This is a genomic window from Micromonospora profundi, assembly GCF_011927785.1.
Lineage (GTDB): Bacteria > Actinomycetota > Actinomycetes > Mycobacteriales > Micromonosporaceae > Micromonospora > Micromonospora profundi.
Genome location: NZ_JAATJK010000001.1, coordinates 2794913 through 2820791, shown reverse-complemented (window position 1 = coordinate 2820791; position 25879 = coordinate 2794913). Strand labels below are relative to the sequence as shown.

26 protein-coding genes are annotated in these 25879 nt (G+C 69.6%); 13 read left to right on the top strand and 13 right to left on the bottom strand.

The features are described from left to right. Positions 1-214: 214 nt before the first annotated feature. From F4558_RS12500 to F4558_RS12485, 4 genes are all read right to left on the bottom strand, one after another. Positions 215-2116, bottom strand: coding sequence for a DUF2075 domain-containing protein (locus F4558_RS12500; RefSeq protein WP_167944136.1), 1902 nt, complete (start codon positions 2114-2116; stop codon positions 215-217). Positions 2117-2255: 139 nt separating this feature from the next. Further along, positions 2256-2591 (bottom strand): nucleotide pyrophosphohydrolase, encoded by a 336-nt coding sequence (locus tag F4558_RS12495; RefSeq protein ID WP_167944134.1) that lies wholly within the window; start codon positions 2589-2591, stop codon positions 2256-2258. A 63-nt stretch (positions 2592-2654) separates the two neighbouring features. Beyond that, on the bottom strand, positions 2655-2861 hold the full coding sequence (locus F4558_RS12490) for a DUF397 domain-containing protein (protein ID WP_167944133.1): 207 nt from the start codon (positions 2859-2861) through the stop codon (positions 2655-2657). Then, on the bottom strand, positions 2854-3741 hold the full coding sequence (locus F4558_RS12485; protein WP_167944131.1) for a helix-turn-helix domain-containing protein: 888 nt from the start codon (positions 3739-3741) through the stop codon (positions 2854-2856). Before F4558_RS12485 ends, F4558_RS12490 begins: the two co-directional genes overlap by 8 nt. A 230-nt stretch (positions 3742-3971) precedes the next feature. Between F4558_RS12485 and F4558_RS12480 the strand changes: the two genes are divergently transcribed. From F4558_RS12480 to F4558_RS12450, 7 genes are all read left to right on the top strand, one after another. Further along, positions 3972-4274 (top strand): DivIVA domain-containing protein, encoded by a 303-nt coding sequence (locus F4558_RS12480; protein WP_167944129.1) that lies wholly within the window; start codon positions 3972-3974, stop codon positions 4272-4274. Further along, positions 4271-4522, top strand: coding sequence for a hypothetical protein (locus F4558_RS12475; protein ID WP_167944127.1), 252 nt, complete (start codon positions 4271-4273; stop codon positions 4520-4522). Before F4558_RS12480 ends, F4558_RS12475 begins: the two co-directional genes overlap by 4 nt. Positions 4523-4613: 91 nt before the next feature. Then, complete coding sequence (locus F4558_RS12470) at positions 4614-5036, top strand: YbaB/EbfC family DNA-binding protein (RefSeq protein WP_167944125.1); 423 nt, start codon at positions 4614-4616, stop codon at positions 5034-5036. Next, the gene (locus F4558_RS12465) at positions 5033-5344 is read left to right on the top strand and encodes a WXG100 family type VII secretion target (RefSeq protein ID WP_167944123.1); all 312 of its coding nucleotides are present in this window, start codon (positions 5033-5035) and stop codon (positions 5342-5344) included. Before F4558_RS12470 ends, F4558_RS12465 begins: the two co-directional genes overlap by 4 nt. A 5-nt stretch (positions 5345-5349) precedes the next feature. Then, positions 5350-5838 carry a WXG100-like domain-containing protein gene (locus tag F4558_RS12460; protein ID WP_167944121.1) on the top strand — a complete coding sequence of 163 codons (489 nt, stop codon included), beginning with the start codon at positions 5350-5352 and terminating at the stop codon, positions 5836-5838. After that, complete coding sequence (locus F4558_RS12455; protein ID WP_167944119.1) at positions 5831-6388, top strand: hypothetical protein; 558 nt, start codon at positions 5831-5833, stop codon at positions 6386-6388. Before F4558_RS12460 ends, F4558_RS12455 begins: the two co-directional genes overlap by 8 nt. A 2-nt stretch (positions 6389-6390) precedes the next feature. Continuing rightward, a complete protein-coding gene (locus F4558_RS12450; protein WP_306271741.1) occupies positions 6391-6852 on the top strand; it encodes a hypothetical protein in 462 nt (153 codons plus the stop codon). A 56-nt stretch (positions 6853-6908) separates the two neighbouring features. On the opposite strand, the gene F4558_RS12445 is transcribed toward F4558_RS12450, so the two are convergent. Beyond that, positions 6909-7253: a cupin domain-containing protein gene (locus F4558_RS12445; RefSeq protein ID WP_167944117.1), complete on the bottom strand. Its 345-nt coding sequence runs from the start codon at positions 7251-7253 to the stop codon at positions 6909-6911. Between the two features lie 159 nt (positions 7254-7412). Between F4558_RS12445 and proA the strand changes: the two genes are divergently transcribed. Continuing rightward, complete coding sequence (gene proA, locus F4558_RS12440; RefSeq protein ID WP_167944115.1) at positions 7413-13364, top strand: anti-phage protein ProA; 5952 nt, start codon at positions 7413-7415, stop codon at positions 13362-13364. A 42-nt stretch (positions 13365-13406) separates the two neighbouring features. Here the strand turns inward: proA and F4558_RS12435 are convergent, their stop codons facing one another. The 8 genes from F4558_RS12435 to F4558_RS12400 all read right to left on the bottom strand — a co-directional run bounded on the left by F4558_RS12435 (position 13407) and on the right by F4558_RS12400 (position 17600). Next, entirely contained in the window at positions 13407-13961 is a 555-nt protein-coding gene (locus tag F4558_RS12435; protein WP_245241309.1) for a Uma2 family endonuclease, read from the bottom strand. A 141-nt stretch (positions 13962-14102) separates the two neighbouring features. After that, entirely contained in the window at positions 14103-14387 is a 285-nt protein-coding gene (locus tag F4558_RS12430; protein ID WP_167944113.1) for a hypothetical protein, read from the bottom strand. A gap of 159 nt (positions 14388-14546) precedes the next feature. Beyond that, positions 14547-14741, bottom strand: a complete 195-nt coding sequence (locus F4558_RS12425) for a DUF4926 domain-containing protein (RefSeq protein ID WP_209273270.1) — start codon at positions 14739-14741, stop codon at positions 14547-14549. Positions 14742-14755: 14 nt separating this feature from the next. Then, complete coding sequence (locus tag F4558_RS12420; protein WP_209273269.1) at positions 14756-15136, bottom strand: hypothetical protein; 381 nt, start codon at positions 15134-15136, stop codon at positions 14756-14758. A gap of 65 nt (positions 15137-15201) precedes the next feature. After that, positions 15202-15594, bottom strand: a complete 393-nt coding sequence (locus F4558_RS12415) for a hypothetical protein (protein WP_167944109.1) — start codon at positions 15592-15594, stop codon at positions 15202-15204. Next, a complete protein-coding gene (locus F4558_RS31240; protein ID WP_209273268.1) occupies positions 15591-16904 on the bottom strand; it encodes a WXG100 family type VII secretion target in 1314 nt (437 codons plus the stop codon). Before F4558_RS31240 ends, F4558_RS12415 begins: the two co-directional genes overlap by 4 nt. Further along, complete coding sequence (locus tag F4558_RS12405) at positions 16901-17221, bottom strand: type VII secretion target (RefSeq protein WP_167944107.1); 321 nt, start codon at positions 17219-17221, stop codon at positions 16901-16903. The genes F4558_RS31240 and F4558_RS12405 overlap by 4 nt, the downstream gene beginning before the upstream one ends. Next, positions 17208-17600 carry a YbaB/EbfC family nucleoid-associated protein gene (locus tag F4558_RS12400; RefSeq protein ID WP_167944105.1) on the bottom strand — a complete coding sequence of 131 codons (393 nt, stop codon included), beginning with the start codon at positions 17598-17600 and terminating at the stop codon, positions 17208-17210. Before F4558_RS12400 ends, F4558_RS12405 begins: the two co-directional genes overlap by 14 nt. Before the next feature lie 169 nt (positions 17601-17769). Between F4558_RS12400 and F4558_RS12395 the strand changes: the two genes are divergently transcribed. The 5 genes from F4558_RS12395 (at position 17770) to F4558_RS12375 (ending at position 25875) form a co-directional block, all read left to right on the top strand. Next, positions 17770-19737, top strand: a complete 1968-nt coding sequence (locus F4558_RS12395) for a Na+/H+ antiporter NhaA (protein ID WP_167944103.1) — start codon at positions 17770-17772, stop codon at positions 19735-19737. 62 nt (positions 19738-19799) lie between these two features. Next, entirely contained in the window at positions 19800-20780 is a 981-nt protein-coding gene (locus tag F4558_RS12390) for a helix-turn-helix transcriptional regulator (protein ID WP_167944101.1), read from the top strand. Positions 20781-20892: 112 nt separating this feature from the next. Then, the gene (locus tag F4558_RS12385; RefSeq protein WP_167944099.1) at positions 20893-22668 is read left to right on the top strand and encodes an alpha/beta hydrolase; all 1776 of its coding nucleotides are present in this window, start codon (positions 20893-20895) and stop codon (positions 22666-22668) included. A gap of 183 nt (positions 22669-22851) precedes the next feature. Continuing rightward, positions 22852-24075: an MFS transporter gene (locus F4558_RS12380; protein ID WP_082377250.1), complete on the top strand. Its 1224-nt coding sequence runs from the start codon at positions 22852-22854 to the stop codon at positions 24073-24075. Between the two features lie 9 nt (positions 24076-24084). Next, entirely contained in the window at positions 24085-25875 is a 1791-nt protein-coding gene (locus tag F4558_RS12375; RefSeq protein ID WP_167944097.1) for a gamma-glutamyltransferase family protein, read from the top strand. Positions 25876-25879: the final 4 nt, after the last annotated feature.

Below are 25879 nucleotides of genomic sequence, written 5' to 3'. Positions count from 1 at the left end.
CGCAAAGTGTCCAGACGCTAGTGGCTGAACAGGTCTAGTGCGCCGAGATCGGCGGCTGCGGGCGGTCAGATCCGTATCCAGGCTGGTAAGACAAGGCGATATCCCTTGTACCGCCGGCCGAACAGCACTGCCACTGGCTACGACAGTTCCACCATGCGCAACTTCGACGCCGTGGCGGGGGATCCCGGCCATCCCGTGAGCACAGCCGGGGAGATCAGCTGAGGTCGCCGGTCGCCTCGTAGACCGTCTCGACCGGACGGACCACCTTGACCAGTGAGGCGAGGTACTCCCGTGTCTCGGGATCAGTGGAGTAGACGATCGTGCCCTGCATTCCGCGGGTCAAGAGGACCTTGTAGGTGTTGCGGATCAGCAGTTCCGCTTCGGCATCGCTGACCGACTTGCGATTCCGAAACGCCGGATCCTTCGACTCCTCGCGTCGCGCGACCAGACGCCCCTCCCGAGCCACAAGGTCCGGCCCCATGATGACGCCCGACCAGTCGTACTCGAAGCCCTGCGCGGTGTAGACGCAGCCCACCTGGCCGAAGCCGTTCGGGTCGGTGGCCCAGAACGCGCTGCCTGGTGCTTCCCCGACGCTGCGGTCGCTCTTGACGTTCCAGGGGCGAGACCAGCCGCCGACCTGCACGTCCGGTACCAGGGTGTCGTCCGGGCGTGGATCGCTCCAGGGCCAGCAGTACCCGGCGGACATCCGCGCCGTCACGCCGGCCGCCTGCTTTCCGGCGAGGAAGGCTTCCAACTCCTCGGGCGACTCCGCGAGACCCAGGTCGACCCTCCCGTCGCCGGTCCAGATCGTCGGCTCGCCGCCGTCGAGGCCGAGCAGGTCAACAACCCATCGCTCGTACGCTTCGCTGCCGCCGCAGCGGAACTGGCTGTGCAGCGACACCACCTCGACATCAAGGTTGAGCTGCTTCGCGTACGACGAGATGACGTCGACGTTGCCCAGCTCGCCGGGCTTCACCACCTGGTGCTCATCGAGCAGAAAGACCGGAACCCGGGCGACGGCGATGAGTTCGTCGATCTGCGGACGAGCTTTGTCGCGCTTCGCTTTCGGGGTGTACCGGTTGACAGAGGTCTCCCGGATGCGGTGCGCTTCGTCGCAGATCAGCACGTCCAGACCGTTACGCTCGGCGGACATGAAGCTGTTGAAGTAGCCGAACAGGTTCTTCAATCGGGTCGAGCCCTTGCCAGCGTATCGTCGCAAGGTCTGTGTGAACGACCGCGAGCCCGTTGCGTGCATAACGGAACGGTTCTGGCGTGCCAACTCGCCCAGCACCGACAGCGCGATCACGCTCTTGCCGCTACCGGGCCCACCGGAGACGACCACTACCGATTTGCGATCCGCCGATCGGGCACGCTCGACAGCGTGCAGAACCAACTCGTACGCCACGCGTTGATCGTCCAGCAATGTGAAATGCGATCGATCCTTCAGCTCCTGCGCGGCGTACCTCAGGAGGTGCCGGCTCGGCCGGACGGTGCTGGTGAGAAAACGGTCGGCGGCGTTAGCGCCTGATTTCGGGGCGAGATGCTTACGCAGGTAAGCGAGGAACTGACCCCGCCGCTGCTTTGTGAAGATCCGACTCTGCTCGGTTGCCGGGCGGTCGAACAGGTCGCTGATGTCGCGATCGACGGCGTTGTGCAGGTACGCCACGCCGAGCACCGGATTCCGGTGCTCGGCGAGAATTCCGAGAAAGTCGGTGAGGTACTCGCAGTAACCCTCGACCTGGACGCCCGGATGCAGTCTCGGGCCTCGCGCGTGCTCCACTGCCACAAGGTTCTCAGCGCCGTCGTACGTCTCGGCGTAGGACCACTGCTTCAACTCCACGACGACGTAGGAGTCCTCGGCCGTTCGCGGGTCGACGCCGGCGAGCACCACGTCGACCCGCTTGCTGGTCAGTGGAAGCTGGTATTCGACCAGCATCTCGACCTGGCCCAGACCGGCGTCAGCGAGATCCTGCCCCAGCACCCCGAGGCTGCGCGACCACGCGCGGCGTTCTGCCGGGCTCACGTTCCGACCGATCTGCTCCACGATCCGGTCTTCAAGAACGCCGCTGCCAACCAGGCGCAGCAGACCATCGGCGGACGTACGGAACGCTGACAACACTTGCCCCCGGGCAGCACGAAGTGATCGTGCGCATGGGGGCGTGTCCGGTAATCACCGGAAGCCCGTCGTGACGCGCTTCTACGGCAAGGACTGTAGCGAAGAGATCAACTCAACGCCATGCCGACATTGGCCCTTCCTATCGCTTTACCGCCGAACCGCGAGCCTGGTCCACCGGGTAGCGGCGGGCTGAATCCTCCAGCTTGGTCAGGGCCGCCTCTATCAGATCGACGCCGAGCACATCGGCCAGCCGGGTCAGGTAGATCATCACGTCGCCCATCTCGGCTTTCACCCGGCTACCGGCGTTCGGGTCGGACATAACAACCGCGGACTGCTCAGGTGTCAGCCACTGGAATTCGGCAATCAGTTCGCCCACCTCGCCCGCGAGGGCCATGGCCAGGTTCTTGGGCGTGTGGAACTGCTGCCAGTCCCGCTCTTCTGCGAACGCCCGGACGCGACTCGTCAATTCATCCATGACCTGAAGCATCGCAGGCGCCGTATCCTCGGCTGGCAGCGTGCCAGGAGCGCCGATGTGCACTCAGAAGCCGGGGAGAGCAGCAGACTTGACCGCCGCTGTGAACAGTTGCCAGCTGGATCGATCGAAGCGGAGTGCCGGCCCTTCGGTGTTCTTCGAATCGCGGACAGCGACCACATCGGGGAGGGTGGTAGCGACCTCGACACACGCGCCGCCGTTGTCGCCGCTGCGGGTGCTCTTGCGCCAGACGGCGCCGGTCAGGTCAGTCATGCCGCATCTCCCCGGAAATCCTCTTGATCATGTCCTTCGATTCTGCCTCGCCGAGGGCCATTGCATCCAGCCCTCTCCAGACCCGCTCGTAAGCGGCCAACTCTTCGGGCTTGTCGAGGTAGAGCGCACCGGTCAGCGACTCGCTGTAGATGACCGACGGCTCCGGGGCTGTTCTACCGCCTTTGGTCGCGGGGAAGTCGAGGATCATGAAGGTGCCAGCGACCGCGCCGGGCTGTGGTCCCGCCGCCAATGGCAGCACTCGGACTGACACGTTCGGTGCCTCCGATAGTTCGACCAGACGGTCGAGTTGAGCGGTCATGACGCTCGGGCCACCGACCGTTCGTCGAAGTACAGCTTCGGACAGCACCGACTCCAGCCGTGGCGCCGCCGGGAGCCGCCGGGTGAGGAGTGCTTGCCGCTGGATCCTCACCTGGACGGCGCGCTCCCGCTCCTCGTCACTGAGCATCCGGCCAAGCCGGAACAGCGAGTCGGCATAACCCTTGGTCTGCAGGATGCCAGGGATCAGGGACTCGTCGAAGCCTCTGAGCCGGGAGGCGGCGGATTCGAGCCCCACGTACAGCTCGAACCAGTTCGGCACCGCGTCGCCGTACGCGTGCCACCAGCCCTTCGACTTCGTCTCGGCGGCGAGCCCGCGCATCGCGTCGGTCATCTCGGGTGACACCCCGTACAGCTCGCACATGGCCTTGACGTCGAGGACCCGGACCGAGCCTTGGCCACATTCGAGGCGCCAGATCTTCTGCCGGCTGTACTCGAGGGCCTCTGCAGCGGCGTCGAGCGTCACTCCGGCCTCGTTGCGGAACTGCCGAAGCAGCCGGCCGAGTTGCCGACGCGGGACTGTCGATCCGATGTCGTCGGGCATCTACACACTCCCTGGTTCCATCACGCAACACTGCGTGACCTGCTCCTGCAACTCCTACGGGTTTCAGCAAAGAAAGTCAATGCATAACAGCGAAATCGCGGCATGGAACGTTGCATTTCTACTGCGGAGTGTCGCAGACTGATCACAGCGCGGCGGCTGTTTGGTCCCCCCGAACGGCCGCCGTGCTTCCCCGAACACCTCCGCCCTGCGCGCCGGGAAGGCAGGCAGACATGAGCGCCAGAAACCAGCGACCAGAGCCGGCGAGCGGTGGTACGACGTACCGCTCCGGCGCGTACACCAGTCTGTTGCCGTGGCAGGTGCGTGAGCGCCGCTTCGCGCCGACCGGGCTCGGACGTCGCGGTTTGAACCCCGACGACGTGTACGCCTTCCTCGACCGGGTCGCGGGCGACATGGCCGCCGTCTACGCCGCTCTCGCCGAGAGTCGCCTCGAAACCGCCCGGATCAAGCACGCGCTGCGCCGCTGGCAGACCGAGCAGGCCCGCGCTCGCAACGACCGGGACCGCAACCGATGAGCCAGCGGTACGTCATCCACCTGCCCGTCGTGGCCGCCGACCTGCCTGCCGCGCAGCGCCTGGCCCGGGTGGTCGGTCGCTGGATGCTTGTACTGCCGATGGCGGACCCGGGGGAGACCACTGTCTCCGAAGAGGACGCGCAGTTCCTGCGCCACCGGGTGTTCTGCGATCTACGTCTGCCGGGCGGTCGACGTTGCCTCCTGCGCGACGGGCACGACGGTGAGTGCTCGCGCCGCCTGCGCCGGTGACCGGATCGGTTCGGTGCAACGCTAGGTCAGCGTCCATGGGGCGCTTCGGCGGGTCATCACGGATGGTGTTCGGCTGGTATTTTTCGGTGCTGTGCCGAACGATGCTCACCTGACCGGTCTGGACGCTCTGCTCAGCGAGACGCGACAGGCCCTGGAGGCGGCGCGTTCCCGCACCTCGGGCGAGGCGCCGGCCGACGACGAACAGCCCGTCGGTCACGGCGAGGCGCTCGACGGCCAGGTTCGGGCGGCGGTTCGCGGCGGGCGCGTCGACGAGCTGACTGTCGACCCGAGGCTGATGCGGTTGCCGGCGCAGGATCTGATGGAGCATGTCAGGGCGGCGGTCAACGCGGCGCTCGACGACCTCGGCAGTCACCAGCCCGAGCTTCCTGCCGTGGAACTCGACAGCCTGGCCGGAGGGCTCCAGGAGGTGCAGGACCGTTCGTTGCGACAGATGGCCCAGATGAACGAGGCACTTCAGGACGTCGTCGCACTGCTGAGGACACCACGACGGTGAGGCCCCTGGATGTCGACTCGGAGCAGCTGCGGCTGGCGGCCGGCGGCGTGCAGCGGGCGGGTGAGCGCCTTGAGCAGCAGTGGCAGCGGCTGCGCGCGACAGCGGACGGCATGGGTGACATCTTCGGCGGTGACGACGTGGGTGGGCTGATCGGCGCGTCGTACCAGGCGGCCCAGCAGATCGCCGAGCAGTCGATCACGTCGGTGGTCGCGGCCTTCGCCGGTTTCGGCGACGGGCTCGCCAAGATGGGTACGGCGTACGACGAGGTCGAGTCGCGTAACGCTGCCCTCTTCGACAGGTTCAACTGAAGCCGATGGGCATTCAGATCCCCGGCGAGCTGTCTGGACTGCTGAACGAACTCGGCTATGTGTGGCCGGAGAGCGACGAGGAACGGCTCTTCGAGCTCGCTCAGGCGTGGATCGCGTTCGGCGCCGAGGCGGATGCCGCAGCGACCGACGCCACCGCGGCCGTCGCGCTGCTCGCCGGCAACGACGGCAGCGCGCTGGAAGCCTTCCGCGGCCAGTGGTCGGACTCCGACTCCGCTGCCGCCGTACTCCAGGATCTCGGCTTCGGTGCCCGTGCGGTGGGCGCCGCCCTGCTGGTCTGCGCCCTCGTCGTCCTCGCACTGAAGATCAACGTCATTGTGCAGCTCACCCTGCTGGCCATCTCGATCGCGCAGGCCATCGCCACGGCGGCCCCGACGTTCGGTGCGTCCCTGTTGGAGATTCCGGTCTTCAAGAAGTTGGTCGACATCGCCATCGACTTCCTGATCGGCCAGGCACTGGAGGCGATCCTTGGGTAGGCGCGGCCGCAAGGGCGCAGACGACGCCGCCTCCGGAATCATCGCGAAGGCCGCCTCGGCCGCGATGCGCGAGGCCAAGGAGGTGGGGCCGAAGGCTGCCGACGACGCCGCCGAGGCCGCCCGACGGGCGGTCCCCGGCCCGGCCGGCAAGATTCCGCTCAAGCCGCCGAACTCGCGACACAACCTCGACAGCATCCGCCCCAAGAACCCCAGCAAAGAGGTCAACACTGTGGTTCTGCCCGGGACCGACGTGGCCAAGGACCTCGACGACATCGCCGCCGGCCGCGCGAAATGGGATCCGGACCGCCAACGGTACGAGGTGAACGGCCGCACGTACGCCGTGGAGCCGAGCGGCACTGTCTTTCCCGAGGCGGGGCCGGGACTCGAACAGCTCAGCCGAGCCGAGTACGGCGCGCTCAAGGAGTACATTGCCGCTGGTGGCGACATCGAGAGGGCCAAGGCGGCAATGGCCCGGAACCCGTTCCTGACCGAGGCCGCGCAGGAGCGCGCGCTCGACGTGTTCCGCCATCACAAGAGCTACCGGGGGTAGAGGTGCAGTACCAGATCCACTTCGAGGCCGAGTTGCCCGCCGACGCGCTGCGCCGGCACCTGCAACAGGACTACGGCATCGCCCCCGAGGCCGTGTACGTCGGCCGGATCGAGGACCGGGCCGTGGACGACCCCCGGCCGGTGGCCATGTTCACCCCGCCCGACGAGGACGAGGAGTTTGGCTGGATCCTCACCGGCGACACCGAACTCGCCGACGCCACCGGCCGCAACGAGCGGGATCTCGCCATCAGCCTGGCGCGTACCTTCGGGGTGCGGGCACTTGTGGACGACGGCAGCGTCTATCCCGACCGGTGGCTGCTTGTCAGCTCCGACGGAAGCAGCGGCCGGGTGATGACCGACGAGGACGCCGCCGCCGACGGCGACCTGCGGATCGTGTACGCGCTGGAGCCGATTCCCGGGGAACCGCAGCTCGCCGTGGTGCCACCGCCGGAGTGGGCGCGCTAGTAGAGCCAGTGTCGAGGCCGGTGCCAGGGTATGAGCTGCTGACGACCTCGACCGCCCTACTCGGCTCGCCGCCCCGGAGCGCGCGAGCCGTATGCCGGTCCGAACACCACAAGCAACGCCAGGTCCTCGGTCACCTCGTCGAAACGGTGCTCCTCGCCAGCCGGCACGAAGATCACCGACCCCGGGCCAACGTCGGCCGTGCCGTCCGGGGTCACGATCCGGGCGCGACCGGCGGTGACCACGTAGATCTCGTCCTCGGTGTGCGGGCTCTGATCGTCGAGACCGCCCGCCGGGATGCAGTACGTTCCCACCGACAGGTCCGGCACACTCAGGTGCTCGACCCAGTCGTTGGCAGCCCCGGCGGGTGCGGTCCACCGGCCCGCGCCTTCGATGATCAGCATGGCGGAAGCCTAGAGCCTACATCGACGTCGGTGCCAGGCTTCGAGCTTGATCAACGACCTTCGCGTGGGGGAGGTCGATAGAAGCCCGTGGGCCAGCTCGGCCGTGGGCGGTGCCCGCTAGGCTGGCCCTCGCTGGTCTCGCCACCTGGAGAATCGCCCATGTCCGACAGCGTGTTCGCGCAGTTCACCGCCGACGACGACCAGCTCGCCGTCGGGCTGCTCGTGCAGCCGGCGATCAACGCCGCCCTGGTGCACAACCGCGTGCCGTTGGTCCGGCACCTCACGCTCACCAACCGCAGCTCGGTGCCGTTGACCGACGTGACGCTGACGCTGGAGTTGCGCGGCCCGGACGGCGCGTTGACCGAGCCGTGGTCCCGTACGGTCACCACACCTCTGCGGCCCGGTGCGAGCACGAGTTGGGACGACTTCCGGGACTTCACGCCCGACCGTGGCCTGCTCTACCGCACTGGTGAGGCGTTCCCTGTCGACTACAGCCTCACCGTCGAGGCGGCCGACAACGCGCTGACGCTCGTTGCTCCATCAAAGGTGTTGGCGCACAACGAGTGGTTCAACAGCCCCGCCCTGTACGACACTCTGGCGGCCTTCGTGCAGCCGAACACCCGTGCGGTGGACGCGGTCCTGCGGGCTGCCGCGCAGATCCTGCTGGCACGGACGGGCTCCGGCTCGCTACAGGGCTACCAGGACGGCGCGGAGCGGGCGTCGCTGATCGCCGCCGCCGTGTACGAGGCGCTGCGGCAGTTGGAGATCAGCTACCAGATCGTGCCGGCATCGTTCGAGAACAGCGGGCAGAAGGTCCGTACGACCGCCGCGGTGCTGGACGGGCGGATGGGCAACTGCCTCGACCTGTCGGTCACGTACGCCGCGTGCCTGGAGGCGGCGGGGCTGCGCCCGCTCATCTTCATTACCAAGGGCCACGCCTTCGGCGGCTTCCTGCTGGAGGAGGAACGGCTGGGCTCGACTGCGGTGACCGAGAGCAACCTGCTGATCTCGATGGTCGACTCCGGCCGGGCGGTGCCGGTGGAGCTGACCCGTGTCGGACCGGGCGACCAGACCGCGACGTTCACCGAGGCGGTACGGGCCGGGTTGGGCCACTTCCGGGTCGAGAGCCATCTCCTGCACGGCGTCGTCGACGTACACCTGGCGCACCGTTCGGGGATCCGGCCGTTGCCGTCGGCCGACGAACTGGTGGCGGCCGCCCCGGCGGACGCCGAGGCGACGCCGAAGATCAGCGCGTCCCTCGACCTTCCGCCCGGCGTCGCGGCGGCGAAGTTGCGGCAGCTCGCCGACGACGGCGACGAGGTGGCGCAGCAGTCCGACGGCTCGCCGGCCCGCATCCAGCAGTGGAAGAAGTCGCTGCTCGACCTGAGTCTGCGCAACCCGCTGCTAAACCTGCCCAAGCGGGGCCGTGGCTTGGACCTGCACGTGCCGGCGGGCGCGTTGCCGCTGCTGGACGACCTGATCCACGACGGCAAGCAGGTGCAGATCATTCCCCAGGACGACATCAGCCGGGTCCAGGAGTTGGCGGGGGCGCGCCGGGCGCAGGAACTCGACGCGGAGATCCTGACCAAGGAGCTGCGTACCGACCGGCGGGTGTACGGCGGGGTCACCGAAGCGCGCTACAAGACGGTGATGCGCACGCTGCAGCGCGAGGCGCGCACGATGGAGCAGGAGACCGGCAGCAACTACCTCTACCTGACCATCGGCACGCTCGTGCACACAAAGAGCACCGGGGCTGAGGCGTACGCGCCGCTGTTCCTGCTGCCGGTGCGTATCGAGGGCGGCAGCGGCCGCCGCCCGTACGCGATGGTCATCGACGGCACCGAGGTCGCCATCCCCAACCACTGCCTTGTCGAGTGGCTGCGGGTCAAGCACAGCGTCCGGATCCCGGAGCTTGAGCAGCCGGTCCTCGACGAGAACGGCATCGACATCGCCAAGACCCTGGCTGCGATCAACACCGGCCTCGTCGACAACCGGCTCAACTACCGCATCGACGAGACGGCAAGCCTGCGGCTGTTGCAGTTCTCCACGTTCCAGATGTGGCGGGACCTCACCGACCACTGGCCCCGGTTCATGGAGAACCCGGTGGTGCGGCACCTTGTCGAGTCGTCCGGCGCCACGTTCGACGACCCGGCCCGCCCGGACGACGCCGAGGTGCTTGTCGACGAGGCGGACCTGCACCTGCCGATCCCCGCCGACGGCTCACAGATGCAGGCCATTGTGCGTGCCGAGCGTGGCCACTCGTTCGTCCTGGAGGGTCCGCCCGGCACCGGCAAGTCGCAGACCATCACCAACATGATCGCCCGCGCGGTCGCGTCCGGCCGGTCGGTGCTGTTCGTCGCCGAGAAGCAGGCAGCGCTGGAGGTGGTGAAGCGTCGGCTCAAGCAGATCGGCCTCGGCCCGTTCGCGCTGGACCTGCACGGGCGCAAGCAGTCCCTCAACGCCATCCGCCAACAGCTCCGCGACGCCCTCGACCAGCACGACCAGGACGGCGACGGCACGTGGACGGCAGTGGAGACGGCCTACCGCACGCGCCTCGCCCCGCTGACCGAGTACCCGGTCCAGGTGCACACCCCCAACCCCGCCGGGATGTCGCTCTGGTCGGCCTACGAGCAGACCCTGGCGTACGGGGAGGGACCGGTCGCCCCGATCCCGGTGAGCTATCTGCACGCGCCCGCCGACGCACGCGCCCGGGTCGAGACGACACTGCGGGAGTTCCCGGCGGCGGCACGCTCGGCCCGGGTGCGGGCTGCGCATCCCTGGGCGCTCAGTGGCTGCCGCACCCTCGACGGGCTGCACGGCGCCGCCGTCACCGAGATCGCCGCCGAGTTGGAAACCCTGCGGGCCGACCTCGCCGCCCACCCGTACCTGATGGATCTGCTGCGGACGTTGCCCGCCCCGGAGGCCGTCGGCGAGCTGACGGCGGCCGCGTGGCTCGCCGTACGCCGAATGCTGCCGGACCGGCAGACCACAGCGCGGGCCGCCGACCGGCAGTGGGACGACGGCGTCAGCCGGCTTCAGGCGGACCTGGCGGCCTTCCGGCAGGGGTTCGCCGGTGAGCTCGCGAGTTTCCGCGCGGACGTCTTCGCGCGGCCCGAGTTGACGGCCTGGCACGCCGAGGCGCAGGAGGTGGCGAAGCGGCTGTTCGGCAAACGCAAACGTCGGCAGGCCATCGTGGACCGGCTCGCGGTCCACCTGGTCGCCGGTGCGACGCTCGACGCCGACCAGGTGGAGGTGGCAGTCGGTCGGCTCGTCGCCGCCCAGGCGCAGGTCGCCGCGCTCCACGAGCGGGCTGCGGCGCTTGGTGGGCTGCGGCTACCGGCGTGGCAGCCCACCGACCCGGACGCGCAGGAACGGCTCGCGGAGGCGGTCGAGGCGACCCGGACCGGCCGGGCGCTCCTGGCCCGGCACCCGCGGGCCTGGGAGCTGTTCGACAGCGGGTTCACCGAGGTCGGCGCGGCCCTGCTCGACCGGGTCGTCTCCCGGTGGCGGGCCTGGCGTGGGGTGCTGCGGTCGGCCGGGCCGGAGCTGACCCTGTGGGCGGCCGGCACGCACTGGGTCGACGCCTGGCAGCGCGACGGCGCGGTGTGGCTGCACGAACTGCGGGCCGAGGAGCTGTTTCCGCTGCGCCGATGGGCCACCGTCCTGGGCCACGCCGACGTGCTCGCCTCTGCCGGCCTCACCGACTTCCGGGACCAGCTGCTCCGCGCCGAGTTGCCCGCCGGGGTCGCCGAGGAGGTCTACCGCCGGGGTGTCGCCGCCGCGTCCCTCGCCGAGCGGGTGCGGACGAACGGGTTTCAGTACTTCGACCCGGAACTGCACGACGACGAGATCAGCCAGTTCGAGGCCGCCGCCAGTGAGCTGCGGTCCGCGCTGCCAACGCAGTTGCCTGCCGTGCTGGTCCGTCGCCGGCCCTTCAGCCCCACCGACCGTCGGGGCCGTTTCGCCGACTTCGCCGCCGAGCTTCGCCGCAAGCGAGGTGGGCGGTCCTTCCGGGAGTTGTTCGAGCAGTACCCGGACGCGGTGCTCGCACTGACCCCGTGCGTGCTGGTCAGCCCCGCGTCGGCGGCGAACTTCCTGGCACCGGGCAGCCAACGCTTCGACCTCGTCATCTTCGACGAGGCGTCGCAGATCCGCGTGGCCGAGGCGATCGGCGCGATGGGTCGGGGCAGCGCCGTGGTGGTGGTCGGCGACTCCCGGCAGATGCCGCCCAGCAGCATCATGCAGGCCAGCCACACCACCGACGAGATCGACGAGGGCGACGGCCCGGTGCCGGAGGACCTGGAGAGCATCCTCAGCGAGGCCGTCGAATCGGGGCTGCCGCAGCGCTGGCTGTCCTGGCACTACCGCAGCCACGACGAGTCACTTATCGCCTTCTCCAACCGCTACTACTACGACAACAAGCTCTCCAGCCTCCCGTCGCCCGGCGCCAGCAGCACCGCGGGCGTCACCTGGCAGCGCGTCGACGGCCAGTACGACAGGGGCGGCGCACGGACCAACGAGGTCGAGGCGCGGGCGATCCTCGCCGACATCACCCGTCGCCTGCACGACCCGGCCACCGCCACCCGGTCGATCGGCGTGGTCACCTTCAACATCCAGCAACGTGACCTCATCCTCAACCTGCTGGAGGAGAGCACCGACCCGGTCATCCGCGAGCAGCTCTCCGGGGCCGTCCCGGAGCCGATCTTCGTGAAGAACCTGGAGAACGTGCAGGGCGACGAGCGGGACGTCGTCCTGTTCTCCCTCGCCTTCTCCACCAACCCGGAAACCGGCCAGCTCCCGCTGAACTTCGGCCCGCTCAGCCAGGCCGGCGGCGAGCGGCGGCTCAACGTGGCCATCACCCGCGCCCGCCGCCAGGTCGTCCTCTACTCGTCGTTCGACCCCTCGGACATCGACCTGTCCCGCACCTCCGCGCTTGGCACACAGCACCTGCGGGCGTACTGCGAACTGGCCGCCGCCGGCGCGGACCGCCTGGGCGACCTGACCGCCGACCGCACCGAGCGGCGCAGCCGCATCCGCGACGAGGTGGCTGCGGCGCTGCGCGAGCGCGGCCACGAGGTCCGCACGTCACACGGCCTCTCCGACTTCACAGTCGACATCGCCGTACGCAAGCCGGGCTCGCCCCGATGGCAGGTCGCTGTCATGCTCGACGGCCCGGACTGGAGTTCCCGGCCGACGGTGGCCGACCGGGACTCCGCACCCACCCTGCTCCGGTCGATCATGGGCTGGCCGGAGGTGGTCCGGTTCTGGCTCCCGGCGTGGATCCACGACCGGTCGGCCATGCTCGACCGGGTCGACGAGGCCGTCACCCGCGCCGAGACCCCCGCGACCGTCGAGCCGTCAACAGCCGCACCCCCACACGGGGACGTCGAGTTGCCGCAACCACGCCAGGCACCAGACGCCGAGCCGCCCCACCCGGCGCCAGCCGCCGAGTCACCGCCGCCACTCGCGACCGAGGAAGAACCACCCCCGGCTGCGGCGCCCGCGCCCGTCACCGCACTCGCCACCGCGCCGGCCGCCGACACCATCAAGGTCAGCCCATTCGTTCCGTACACCCCGACGCCGCTCGGCGACCAGGCCGACCTCGACCTGCTCGCCACCGACCAGCGCGTACGCGCCCTCATGCGCGACGCGCTGCGCGACATCATCGACGCCGAAGGTCCCGTCGAGCAGCACCGGCTCGCCCGGCTGGCCCTCGCCCGCTTCGGGTTCCTGCGCACACGCGAGGACCGGCGCACAGCAGTGCTGGCGCTCGTTGACTCCCGCCGGCTGCACACCCACCCGACCCTGGGCCGGTATGCCTGGCCGGAAGGCGTCGACCCGCAGACGTACCGCGCGTACCGGGTCACCCAGGCGAGCAACGACCGCGCGTTCGAGGAGGTGCCACCGGAGGAGGTGGCCAACGCTCTCGTGCACGTGCTCCAGGGCGTACCGGCCATGGACGAGGAGCGGCTGCTGCGCGCCGGCCTGGAACGGCTCGGCTACCGGCGACGTACCGAAAAAATCGACAAGCTCCTCCGGTACGGCCTGCACGTAGCGGTAACCAGCGGTCGCCTCCGCCACGACTCGGCCGGTCGCCTCACCCTGGCCTGACACACAGCGTTACGACTGGGTGCCCTTCACTGTCGAAGCGCGTCAGCTCAGCCCGTGCTCGTCCAAGCTCGTGTTGAGGACCCACGCCAGGGGCATGGTCGCGCGGGCGACGTACTGATCGCTCTCCAGGCGGTTCATGGTGACCGTCTGTGCTGAATCCTGGTCGACCACCCAGTATTGGGGAATCCCGGCGGCAGCGTATTCGCTGCGCTTGGTCACCGTGTCGACGCCTTCGGAGCCGGGCGAAACGATCTCGACCACGAGGAGCACGTCGGCCACCGGCAACCAGACACCGTCTGCCTGAGCCTTGCTCCACACGACCAGATCAGGGATGCGTCCACCGACACCGCCGTCCCGACCCGGGATGCGTAGCCCGACAGCTTGAGCAACATGGTCCGCCGGAACGCCGCCTTGGGCGAGCCACACCATGAGCCGGGTCGCGATGATCGCGTGGGCGTATCCCGGCGGCGGCATGATCGAGACGACTCCCTCGGGGCTGATTTCGTACCGATGGTTCTCGTCTGCGGCCATCATTGCCGTGAGGTCATCGAGCGTCACGACAGGGGGCATGTACCTGCCAACCGCCTCTGAGCTCATGGGCGCATCGTACCGGTTCGTCGCTGCTCCCTCGTCGTGGTGGCGCGCTGTGGCGTGCACCTTCCGGCGCGTGCGATGCGGTCCGATGCGCGACGCAGTCGGCTCACGTGAGTCCGCGCCCGGCCACCGCTGGAGCTTTCGTTAGGTGACGAGACGGTAGTCGGGGATGCCGCGGTTGCGCTCCTCGGTCGGCTCGCCCGTTGACCATGCGGTGACTCCGTCGGGGATGAGAGCCCGGGAGACGTAAATTCCCTCAAGGCAGGTGTCGCACCAGAACGAGACGTAGCCGTGCTCGGCGACGGGCGGTGCGATGAAGATGATGCGTAGGGTCCGGTGATCGCAGTTCGGGCAGGCGAGGCTCGATGTCGCCGGTAGCTCGCGGTAGACGATGTCGTACGCCGTGAGCCACTCATCGAACGTGGCCATCAGCGGCCTCCTTCCGGCCTGACGGAGTGGTTCGTCCACCACTGTTCTGCCACCGGAGGATGCCCGGCAGTTGGCGATGTCTGCTCCGAGGTTCACGACGGTGAATGCTCGCGATACCTACACCCTGGCCAGGTACGGCCAAGCCGGTGGCACAGTGACTCAGCCGTTGCGGCGCATTATCTGATCGGGCCGGAGCGTGACCAAGGCGACGGTACGACCATCGGCGTCGGCGAACTCGACCTCGTACGCGGTCGAAGGGACGCCGAAGATGTGAGCGACGGTTCCTGCTGCTCCCGCAGGGAGTTGTTTTCCCGGAACGGCTTCGCGGAGCTCAACCACGTCGTACAGCTCCACCACGTCATCCTTCCTCACCCCGACCTGCGCGGTACGCATTGACCCGCCACGCCGTCGGACCACGAGCCGGCAGTTCCAGGGAAACCCGCGGTGTAGGTCGCCTCCACCAACTCCTGAAGATGGCGAAGGACGCTCGCCTTCTGTTCGGTCTCCGGAAGTTGCTGTTGTCCGGCAGCGACCAGACCACTCCGCCATTGGTCGACGATCTCCCGCTGAGCCGATGCAGGTAGTTCCTCGACCCAGAGCGACCCGAGGTTGTTGTCGACAATCTCCTGGAGGTGTTCGGCCGCCCGCCGGTCGGCGAGGCGCGGGATCACGAACTCCAGCGTCCAGTCGAACAGCCCGCCTGTCGTGGTCCAGTCGACACCGGGTCGCAGCACGATGATTCCAGCCATTACTTCCCCACGATGAATTCCCGCGGACCCTGCCCTCGGGCCTCGCCGTCTTCGGCGACGGTGCGTCAGTGGTATCCGAGAACCCGTGTTGCTTCCTCGCCGGCCAGCCGGAGCTGCTCTCCGCGAAGATCGGGCACCTGGTAATCATTGCTGCGCACCGTCTGAAGAAAGTCCGTGGGCAGACGCACGTGGTAGGTGGCGAGATAGAAGCGGAGATCGTCGCGCCACAACCATTCCCCGTCAGTCAGCACCGACGCGCCCCCGATGAGATGTCGACCGCTACCGAGGACGTCGATCTCGGCACCCATGACGTCGATGAGCCCATGCCCATGGCGTAAGTAATCCTCAACCCGGAGGGCGTCGGGGAGCGGCTTCGAGTCCACGTGCGCGTGGATGCTCTCCACATAGACCTCGTCCTGGCTGGGTCCCAATTCTCGAAAGAACCCCACAGTCTTCATCGGTGCCCCCTTGCTCGCGGTACGAAGACCTCCCAGGAACCGCCACGCTCGACGACTGGGGGCTGGGGCTCTGCGGCCCATCGCTGGGTCCCCACGCGGGCCGTAGGCGCGAGCACGCTGACTCCGAGTTCGTCGGCCACCCGTTGACCGAGTGGTACGGCGTCGAGGTCGGACTTGACGGTGCCGGCATAGCAGGAGACCAGCCGGAGCGGGCCGCCGTCGTAGGCGGGATTTTCTCGGACGGCGGCGGCGATCTGCGCCGCGTCGGTGGCGTTGCCGTCCATGTGCGCCCCGCCTGCTGAAACCTTCCCGGGGACGAAGTATCCCTCGTCGGTGCCGTGAACGATGACGTCATGGTGTCCGTCCAGCGGTCGCACTTTATCAAGGTTTCGCATCGTCAGACCGTCGTAGCCGATGGCCGTCGATCGGTCGGAGTGATAGATCGGGTCACCAGCGGAGAGGTACGAATCGGGGGGCCGGCTCGGCGGCAGAGGGTGGTCCCTCGGGTCAGCCCAGTCACGTCGCTGTCCCATCCGGTTGGCGGGCCCAAACCGTGTGAGTCGTCCGAGCGCCTGCTTGAGCTTGTCGATGAGGTCGGCGAGCCGGCGGATCTGCGGCATCAGCCGTCTCAGGCTGGCCAGCAGTGCCCGCAACATCCGCGCGATCCGCGCCCCCCACGACGCAACTGTCGTGGTGACCTGCTCCACGACCAGCGGTGTGGCCAGGCCGCCGGTGGCGACGAGTTCCGCGGCGTACACGATGAGGCGGGAGACGCAGGTGGCGATGGCATCGCGGACGAGGAGCCGGACGGCGGCGACGAGGCCGGCGGCGCCTTCGGTGATCGCGGCCATGGTGTCGGCGCCCAGCGCGAGCCCGGTGATGGCCTGCTGTTGTTCGGCGGCCCAGGCGCGGTAGGCGGGGCCGGCGCTGCCGCCCCAGGTGGCGACGTCGGTGCGGACGGCGCGGGCGAGGGTGGCAGCCTCGTCGCGCAGTGACGCGGAGACGTTGCGCCAGGTTTGGGCGTGGGCGGTGATCTGCGCCGGGTCGCCGGCGAGCCAGTCGAGGGCTTCACTGAGCGGCTTGACGTGTTCGATGAGCCAGGCGATGCCGTACTGGAGCAGGTTGCCGACGGGGTCGCTGACGAAGGCGAGGGCGTCGAGGCCGGCGCTGACCACGCCGAGACTGCCGTCGATCCAGTTGCCGGTGCGGACGCCCTGCGCGATGAGTTCGATGTCCTCGCAGATCCACACGCCCGCCCAGGCGCTGGGCGGGGTGTGCGCTGGGGCGGCGACGAGCGGGTTGGACGTCACCGGCGTTGCCGCACCTCGTCGAGGTGTTGCTTGGCCCGGTCGTCGGAGCCTCGGTAGCTGTCGGCGCCGGTGCGTAGCCTGCCGGCGGTGTCCCGCACCGATCCGGCGGCGGTGGTGATGCCGTCGACGAGGGTCCGTTGCAGGCCGTCGAGCATCATCGGCATCATCGCGCAGAGTTGACCGTAGGCGTCGGTGCCCAACCGGACGTGCTGGCCGGCCTGCTGGGCGGTGTCGAGGCCGCCGGCGCAGCGGTCGAGGCGTGCGGCGTGTGCGGTCAGGTCGGCCGGGTCGACCTGGATGCCGTCACCGGCGGGCATCGTCTCGCCAGTCGTCAGCTGTCAGCCGACTGCGGTATGAGTCGATGGCGGCGCTCGCGTCGTCGCCGAGGGCGGCTGTGGTCACGGCGGTGAGCTGTGTGAGCAGGTCTGCTCGGGCCGCTTGGGCGGTCGCCAGGATCTGCTGGGCGGTGCTCACGGCCGGATGGTCCCGGACACGTTCGTCGAGCCGCAGGTCGATCAGCAGGCCAGTCGAGTCGACAGTGACCTCCACCGTCCGGTCAGGGCTGCGGGCGGTGCCGGTCAGACCCTGGATCGTGCCCGCCAGTGTCTGTGCCCGTCGTGCCCGTTCGGCGAGCGACGACTCCCACTCGTCGAGCCGGCGTCCGGCCGCGTCGAGCGCAGCGTCGTCCGCCCACATGTCGACCCTCCCCAGGGGACCACTGCCGGCGGCGGCCGGCGAGATCACCGGTACGCTACCAACCGGTGGCGCTGCGTGCGTGCCCCGATTGCCGGGCCGGGCGGTACGGGCGGCAACACAGTCGCCCCAATCCGAGCCGGGTGGCGACCAATTCGGGGAGGATCATTCCGTGACGAGCAGCAACCCGCGCCGGGGATGGTCCGACCGGACCACCTGGGAGGGCCGTTTCAACGCCCCGCTGCGCGCCTTCCTGCACACCGAGACCGGCGGCGCGCGGGTGGTGGTGGTCGCCGCGTTGGCGGCTCTGGTGTGGGCCAACCTGCACGCGTCGTCATACGAGTCGCTGTGGAGCACGTCCTTCTCCGTCCAGTTCGGCGACTGGCGCGTGGCACACGACCTGCGGTTCTGGGTCAACAGCGGCCTCATGACGTTCTTCTTCCTGGTCGTCGGGTTGGAGCTGCGCCGGGAGTTCGACATCGGCGAGCTGCGGGAGCGTCGGCGGCTGGCGTTGCCGATGCTGGCCGGGATCGCCGGCATGCTGGTGCCGGTCGGCATCTATCTCGCGATCACCGCGGGGCACACGAGCGCCGCGGGGTGGGGTGCGGTGATGGCCACGGACACCGCGCTGGCGCTCGGCGCGCTGGCCGTCTTCGGGCCGCGCTTCTCGGACCGGTTGCGGGGCTTCCTGCTGACGGTCTCCGTCATCGACGACCTGGTCGCGATCGCGGTGCTGGCGATCGCGTACCCACACCATCCGTCGCCGACGGCGCTGCTCGTGGCGGCGGCGATCTTCGGCGTGGTCCTGCTTGTCCGGGCGTTGGGCGTGCGGTTCGGGCCGGTCTTCGCGCTGCTGGGAGTGGCGGCCTGGGTCGCGGTGTCGGAGTCCGGTGTCGACCCGGTCGTGGTGGGCCTGGTCATGGGGTTGCTGACCTACGCCTACGCCCCCGGTCGCACCGAGTTGGAGCAGGCGAGCGACCAGTTCCGTCTCTTCCGCGAACAACCCACCCCGCAGCTCGCCCGCATGGCCCAGGCCCGGCTCAACTCGACGCTGTCGCCGAACGAGCGGTTGCAGACCCTCTACCATCCGCTGGCGAGCTACCTGGTGGTGCCGCTCTTCGCGCTGGCGAACGTCGGGATCGTGATCGATGGCGAGCTTCTGGCCGCTGCGGTGACCTCGCCGGTCACGATCGGCGTCGTGGCGGCGTACATCGTCGGCAAGCCGGTCGGGATCGTGGTCACCTCGTGGCTGGTGACGCGGCTGAGCGGCAACCGGTTGCGGCCACCGGTCGGCTGGGTCGCGGTCACCGGGGTGGGCACCATCTCGGGCATCGGCTTCACAGTCGCCCTGCTGATCGCCACCCATGCCCTCAGCGGCCCGGCCCTGGACGAGGCGAAGCTCGGCATCCTCGTCTCGACGATCGGCGCGTCCGTCATCACCTGGTTGGTGTTCCGCTTCGCCGCGCGGCTGCCGCCGGCGCGGCGCGCGCGGGCGCTGCTGGGCGTCACCGAGGGGATCGTCGACCTGATGCTTCCGGTCGATCCGGAGCGCGACCACGTTCGCGGGTCGGACGATGCGCCGGTGACGGTCGTGGAGTACGGGGACTTCGAGTGCCCCTACTGCGGGCAGGCCGAGCCGGTGGTGCGGGACCTGCTGGAGGCCTTCGCCAACGTCCGGTACGTCTGGCGGCACCTGCCGCTGACCGATGTCCACCCGCGTGCCCAGCTCGCCGCCGAGGCGGCCGAGGCGGCGGGCGAGCAGGGCGCGTTCTGGGAGATGCACGATCTGCTTCTCACACACCAGGGCGCGCTGGACGCCCCCGACGTGCTCGGCTACGCCGACCAGCTCGGCCTTGACCTCGACCGGTTCCGCGAGCACATGGCCGAGCGGAGGGGCGTCGACCGCATCGCCGAGGACGTCGACTCCGCCGATCTCAGTGGGGTCACCGGAACCCCTACCTTCTTCGTCAACGGTCGGCGCCATCACGGCGCGTACGACATGGTGGCGCTCTCGGCGGCGGTTCAGGCGGCGTTCGCCAGCGCGAAGCTCCGCCCCGAGTACCACCGGAAACCCGAGGGCGAAGATTCCAAGGACGAACGCTCCGAGGACGAAGGTTCCAAGGACGAACCCGCCAGCTGACCGTAAGGGCGGTGCCCGGCTGTGTGGGCTGCCGTAACAGGGGAGCTCTACGATCCCCGGGCATGCGGACCGAACCCGCCGGCATGCCCTCTGCCCCTGACGTCGGGTCGCTTCCGCTTCCGCCGGGCGCCGCCGACGTGTATCAGGACCTGTTGCGGGTCGCGCCCGTGGCGCAGCGGGAGTTCCTGTCCACGGTGGCCCCTCAGGCCGGCCCGGCCCTCGCGGGGCTGGTGAGCATCGGTGCGGTGCACCGCGACGCCGCCGGCGTGCTGCACGTCCGGCCGCCGCGCAGCGCCCTGGAGAGTTGGGCCGCGCAGCGGGAGATGGAGGCCGCTCGGGCACGTGCCGCCGCGGAGACGCTGTCCGGGCTCTACACGGCCGTCCACGGAACGGGGGCGGCGTTCGTCGAGGTCATCGAGGGCAAGCACGCCGTACGGGAGCTGTTCCGCCAGTTGCAGGCCGGTGCCCGCACCGAGGTACGGGGTCTGGAGCGCGGGCCGTACCTGCGCGACACCGCCCGGGTCCCGGAAGAGGTGCAGTACGACGCGCTGCGACGCGGCCTGCGCTACCGCTGCGTCTACGAGGGTGAGCTGCTGCACGACGAGGCGATGCTTGCGGCGGTGCGGGACGCCGTCGCCGCCGGGGAGCAGGCGCGGGTCTTCCCGGAGCTTCCGCTGAAGATGATGCTCACCGACGCCGACAGTGGCCTCGTCGTCCTGCCTCGCGGCGACGACGCCGACGCGATGCTTGTGCACCGCTCCCGCCTGCTGGATGGGCTCTCCGAGTTGTTCGAGGTGTTCTGGCGGCTCGGCGCGCCCATCCACGCCACCACCGACGCCGCCCAGCCGGCCGCCGAACCGACGGCCGCCACGCAACGGCTCCTCGCGTTGCTCACCGCCGGCCTGACCGACGAAGCCATCGCCCGTGACCTCGGCGTCAGCAACCGTACGGTGCACCGCCGGGTCAGTCGCCTACAGGAGTTGCTCGGCGCGCGGAGCCGGTTCCAACTCGGCGTGCAGGCAAGCCGCCGTGGCTGGCTGTGATTGGCCGGATCATGCCATGGCCGGTCTTCGTCACGCCGGAACCGTAGCGGCGAAACACTTCTGGCCCAGGGTGAAGGTCGTTCGAGCATCCGCTCCAGGAGAGGACGGGACGATGCCCCATCCCACGACCGGGTCGCGCCGCTCACGCCGGCCGGCCGCCCTGCTCACCGCGACGCTTGTCGCCGCCGTCCTGACCAGCGGTACGGCCGTGACGCCGGCCGCCGCGGCAACGGTGACCGAGCCGGACACCGCCGCCCTGGCCGCGTCACTGACCAACCAGCGCCTCTCCTGGGAGCCGTGCGGGTTGGACGGCGTCAGCCCCGAGGACGTCGCCGACCTGCGCCTGGCGTGCGCGACGGTCACCGTCCCGCGCGACTGGCACAACCCGCGCGACGGGCAGACGATCCAGGTACGCGTCAGCCGCACCGTCGCCTCCAGCAGTGACCGCAAGGGCATCCTGCTCGTCAACCCGGGTGGCCCCGGTGGCAGTGGCCTGTCGCTGGCGCCGTACGTGGCGCAGTCCGCGCCGACGCTCGCCGAGCACTACGACGTGATCGGGTTCGACCCGCGCGGCGTCGGGCAGAGCACCCCGCTGCTGTGCCGGGTTACCTATCGCGACACCGACGTCACGAACGACCAGATCACCCAGGCCAACGTGGCCGGCTGCCGCAGCACCGAGCTGACGAGGTACATCACCACCGAGCAGACCACGTACGACATGGACTTCATCCGGGTGCTGCTGGGGGAGCGGAAGCTCAACTACCTCGGCTACTCGTACGGCACCTGGCTGGGCACCTGGTACGCGGCGACGTTCGGCAGCCGTACAGGCCGGATGGTGCTCGACTCGGTGGCCGCCGCCGGCTCGCCCACGTTGCAGGAGACGTGGGACCTGCAACCGTTCACCCGTGACCGGGCGTTCCAGGAGCAGTTGATGCCGTACATGGCCCGTCACGACGACCTGTACGGCAGGGGCACCGACCCGATGAAGATCCGGGAGATGTTCGAGCGGGCAGGTGGCACCCGCGTCGGCATGGGCCCGTTCATGTTCGGCTGGTTCATTCTCGGCGCCCTCTACGACACCCAGAACTACCCGACCGCGGCGGCGGCCGTGAACACGGTCATCCAGTACTACGAGGAGTGGAACGGCTGGACGCCCGAGCAGATCCTCGCCGCCGCCACCGCGAAGCTGCTCGTCGCACCGGGGATAACCGCCGACGACCGCGCCTACATCGAGCAGGCGCGGGTCACCGCCGAGGCCGCGCTGAAGACCCAGCGTGACCGCAGCCGGCTCGCGCAGGGCACCGCCGAGTACACGTACGACATCGACTACGTCTTCGAGGTGATCCGCTGCCAGGACGGGCAGTGGAACGACAGCATCGGGCACTGGAACGCGTTCAGCCGCCGCCTCACCCGCGACGCCCCGCTTGTCGCCCCGTACCTGCAGAACCCGCCGGCCTGCGCGTACTGGCCGACGAGCAACCGGATGCCCAAGTTCGACAAGAAGACGTTCCCCAAGGTGCTGATGTTGCAGGACGAGCTCGACGTCGCCACGGCGTACGAGGGCGCGCTGGCGGCCTCGAAGAAGCTGCCCGGTGCGTCGATGATCAGCGTCGACAACGAGGGCAGCCACGGTGTCTTCCCGTACTACACGCCGTGCGTGGACGACCCGGTGTACGCGTACCTGCTCGACGGCCGGCTGCCCGCCGAGCGGTACACCGGGTGTCAGGCGGTGCCGCTGCCGGGCGAGACGGCCGTCTTCGAAGTGGGCGGCAAGCTGACCGGCAAGGGAACGGTGCGCACCCGACTGATCACCGATGACATGCGGGAAGCGAACCGCATGCTCAAGCGCATGTTGCGGACCGAGCCGGGACCCTCGTACCCGGAGTGACGGCGTGTCGTGTGCGGGCGGCGACCGGCCGCCCGCACATCCGCCACCTGATGAGGGCGTTTAAGGGCTTTGACCGCACCCCCACCAAGGTCGACACCCATGCTGTACGCGGGGTCGGTCGCCACGGTGCGGGGATGTGGGCGGCGGTCCCGCCGTGATGGCCGAGCCCCGAAGGGACTGACCATGTCCAACGCCAGCCACACCGAAGGTGCGATTTCCCGGCCCAGTTCCACCTCCGGGGCGGTGCGCGTCGCATTCGCGTTCTGGATCACCCTGGTGGGGACCACGGTGCCGACGCCGCTCTACCCGATCTACGAGATGGAGTTCGGCTTCTCGTCGTTGACGGTGACAGTGGTCTACGCGCTGTACGCGCTCGGCGTGGTCGTGGGCCTGCTGCTCTTCGGACGGCTCGCCGACCAGATCGGCCGCCGCCCGGTCATCCTCGCCGCGCTCGTCCTCTCGGTCGTCGCCGACGCGGTCTTCCTGGGCGCCGTGGACCTCGCGATGATCGTGATCGGTCGGGTGCTCGCCGGTCTGTCCGCCGCGCTGGTGATCGGAGCGGGGACGGCGGCGCTGACCGAGCTGATCAGCCCACGCCACCCGAGACGGGCCGGCACCGTGGCGATCTTCGCGAACCTGGGTGGTCTCGCCGCCGGCACCCTGTTGGCGGGGATCGTCTCGGACGTCGCCCCCGATCCGCTGCGGGTGCCCTGGGCCATCGTGCTCATCCTGGCGATCGTCGCGATCGTCCTGATGATCGGAGTGCCCGAGACGGTGCCGCACCGCTCGCCGCTGAACCTGCGGCCGCAACGGCTGCACGTACCGCCGGAGATCCGTGGCGAATTCGTCCGTTCCGCGCTCACCGCGGGCGCCGGCTTCGCGGCGCTGGGCGTGCTCACGGCGGTGAGCGGACTGTTCCTCGGCATGGAGCTACACAAGACCTCGCACACCCTGGCCGCGCTCGTCGTGTTCGTGGCGTTCACCGGCGCCGCGTTCGGGCAACTCCTGACCCGGGTGCTGCCCTCCCGCGCCGCACTGGTCGCCGCCTGCGCCGGCCTGATCGTGGGGGCCGCCCTCATCGGGCTCAGCATGTCTATGGTGCTGCTGCTCCCGTTGTTCCTCGGCGCGGCGGTCAACGGGGTGGCCTCCGGGGTCGCGGTGGGCGACGGCATCGCCACCATCACGGTGAAGGCCCCGCACGAGCACCAGAGTGCGACGGTGTCGACCTTCTTCGCCATCCTGTTCACCATGCTGGGCGTGCCGGCGGTCGCGGTCGGCCTGCTCGCCCAGGCGATCGGCCTACGGACGGCCGCCGAGATCTTCAGCGCGGTCGTGGCGTTGCTCGCGCTCGTCGTACTTGTCACGCTGGTCCGCGACGGTTCCGGCCGGGGCCGCGGAGACGAGTGAGGTGTTGCCATGACGTTCACCACCAGGCCGACGCTGCGGGGAACCTTCGGCATGGTGTCCTCGACGCACTGGCTCGCCAGCCAGGCCGCCATGGGAATGCTGGAACGCGGGGGGAACGCCTTCGACGCGGCGGTCACCGCCGGGTTCGTGCTGCACGTCGTGGAACCGCACCTCAACGGACCCGGCGGCGAGGTGCCGGCCATCGTGGCCACCGCCCAGGACCCGACCCCGAAGGTGCTGTGCGGGCAGGGTCCGGCGCCGGCAGGTGCCACCATCGCGCACTTCCGGTCCCTCGGGATGGACCTCATCCCCGGCGCCGGTCCACTCGCGGCGGCCGTGCCCGGCGCCGTCGACGCCTGGCTCCTGCTGCTGCGCGAGCACGGCACGCTCACTCTCGCCGAGGTGTTGGAGCCGGCGATCGACTACGCCGACGCCGGCCACCCGCTGGTGGGCAGGGTCGTCGACACGGTGACGGCCGTCCGGTCGCTGTTCGAGGAGCACTGGCCGACGTCCGCCCAGCTCTGGCTGCGCGACGGCCGGCCACCGACGGCGGGGGAGCTGTTCGCCAACCCGGCGTACGCGCGGACCCTGCGGCGACTGGTCCAGGCCGGGCTTGCGGCCGGCGGCGACCGGGAGGCCCAGATCGAGGCCGCGCGACGAGCCTGGGGTACGGGGTTCGTGGCCGACGAGATCGACAGGTTCAGCCGCAGGCCGTTCCAGGATTCCAGCGGGCGCCCTCACGCCGGACTCGTCACCGGCGACGACATGGCCGCCTACTCGGCCACCTGGGAGGAGCCGGTGACCCTCGACTGGCACGGCTACTCGGTGGCGAAGACAAGCTTCTGGGGGCAGGGCCCGGTGCTGCTGGAGACGCTGGCCGTCCTCGACGCCCTCGGCGACCCCGGCGCGTACGACCCGGCGACCGCGGCCGGCATCCACGCCCAGGTCGAGGCGCTCAAGCTCGCCTTCGCCGACCGTGAGGCGTGGTACGGCGACGGCGCGGACGTGCCGGCCAAGGCGCTGCTCTCCCGGGAGTACGCGCGAGAGCGGGCAGCCCTGATCGGCGACCGGGCATCGTGGGAGTTGCGGCCGGGGCGCCCCGACGGGGCGCAGCCCCGCCTGCCGGCGCACGTCCGGGCCGGTGCCGTCCGGAGCGCGGACCGGTCGGATGCCACGACCGGCGAGCCGACGGTGCAGTCGGACGGGGTGACCCGGGGCGACACCTGCCACGTGGACGTTGTCGACCGCTGGGGCAACATGATCTCCGCTACCCCGAGCGGCGGCTGGTTGCAGAGTTCGCCGACGATCCCGGAGCTGGGCTTCCCGTTGGGCACCCGACTGCAGATGTTCTGGCTGGAGGATGGTCTCGCCTCGTCGCTCGCACCGGGCCGGCGACCTCGCACCACGTTGAGCCCGACGATGGTCCACCGCGACGGGCAGCCGGTGCTGGCCTGCGGCACCCCCGGCGGCGACCAGCAGGACCAGTGGCAGCTGCCGTTCCTGCTGCGCCACCTCGTCGGCGGCCAGACCCTCCAGGAGGCCATCGACGCGCCAGCGTTCCACACGGTCGGGCTGCCGGAGTCGTTCTATCCGCGCGACATGGAACCCGGCGTCCTGGTGGTGGAGGACCGGCTCGACGACGCGACGGTGGCGGCGCTGCGGGCGTACGGGCACGAGGTGCGGGTCTCCGACGCGTGGAGCCTCGGTCGTCTCTGCGCGGTGAGCCGCGACCCGGCCACCGGTGTGCTCGCGGCCGGCGCGAACCCGCGAGGCATGCAGGGGTACGCCTGCGGTCGCTAGAGGG

Bases quoted from the DNA above. Each gene is read 5' to 3' on its own strand.
- F4558_RS12480 (WP_167944129.1), top strand. From the start codon at position 3,972: ATGAGCGCCAGAAACCAGCGACCAGAGCCGGCGAGCGGTGGTACGACG.
- proA (WP_167944115.1), top strand. From the start codon at position 7,413: ATGTCCGACAGCGTGTTCGCGCAGTTCACCGCCGACGACGACCAGCTC.
- F4558_RS12485 (WP_167944131.1), bottom strand. From the start codon at position 3,741: ATGCCCGACGACATCGGATCGACAGTCCCGCGTCGGCAACTCGGCCGG.
- F4558_RS12420 (WP_209273269.1), bottom strand. From the start codon at position 15,136: ATGGCTGGAATCATCGTGCTGCGACCCGGTGTCGACTGGACCACGACA.
- F4558_RS12430 (WP_167944113.1), bottom strand. From the start codon at position 14,387: ATGGCCACGTTCGATGAGTGGCTCACGGCGTACGACATCGTCTACCGC.
- F4558_RS12495 (WP_167944134.1), bottom strand. From the start codon at position 2,591: ATGGATGAATTGACGAGTCGCGTCCGGGCGTTCGCAGAAGAGCGGGAC.
- F4558_RS12415 (WP_167944109.1), bottom strand. From the start codon at position 15,594: ATGAAGACTGTGGGGTTCTTTCGAGAATTGGGACCCAGCCAGGACGAG.
- F4558_RS12460 (WP_167944121.1), top strand. From the start codon at position 5,350: ATGGGCATTCAGATCCCCGGCGAGCTGTCTGGACTGCTGAACGAACTC.
- F4558_RS12435 (WP_245241309.1), bottom strand. From the start codon at position 13,961: ATGAGCTCAGAGGCGGTTGGCAGGTACATGCCCCCTGTCGTGACGCTC.
- F4558_RS12405 (WP_167944107.1), bottom strand. From the start codon at position 17,221: ATGCCCGCCGGTGACGGCATCCAGGTCGACCCGGCCGACCTGACCGCA.
- F4558_RS12475 (WP_167944127.1), top strand. From the start codon at position 4,271: ATGAGCCAGCGGTACGTCATCCACCTGCCCGTCGTGGCCGCCGACCTG.
- F4558_RS12380 (WP_082377250.1), top strand. From the start codon at position 22,852: ATGTCCAACGCCAGCCACACCGAAGGTGCGATTTCCCGGCCCAGTTCC.
- F4558_RS12400 (WP_167944105.1), bottom strand. From the start codon at position 17,600: ATGTGGGCGGACGACGCTGCGCTCGACGCGGCCGGACGCCGGCTCGAC.
- F4558_RS12375 (WP_167944097.1), top strand. From the start codon at position 24,085: ATGACGTTCACCACCAGGCCGACGCTGCGGGGAACCTTCGGCATGGTG.
- F4558_RS12390 (WP_167944101.1), top strand. From the start codon at position 19,800: ATGCGGACCGAACCCGCCGGCATGCCCTCTGCCCCTGACGTCGGGTCG.
- F4558_RS12490 (WP_167944133.1), bottom strand. From the start codon at position 2,861: ATGACTGACCTGACCGGCGCCGTCTGGCGCAAGAGCACCCGCAGCGGC.
- F4558_RS12445 (WP_167944117.1), bottom strand. From the start codon at position 7,253: ATGCTGATCATCGAAGGCGCGGGCCGGTGGACCGCACCCGCCGGGGCT.
- F4558_RS12385 (WP_167944099.1), top strand. From the start codon at position 20,893: ATGCCCCATCCCACGACCGGGTCGCGCCGCTCACGCCGGCCGGCCGCC.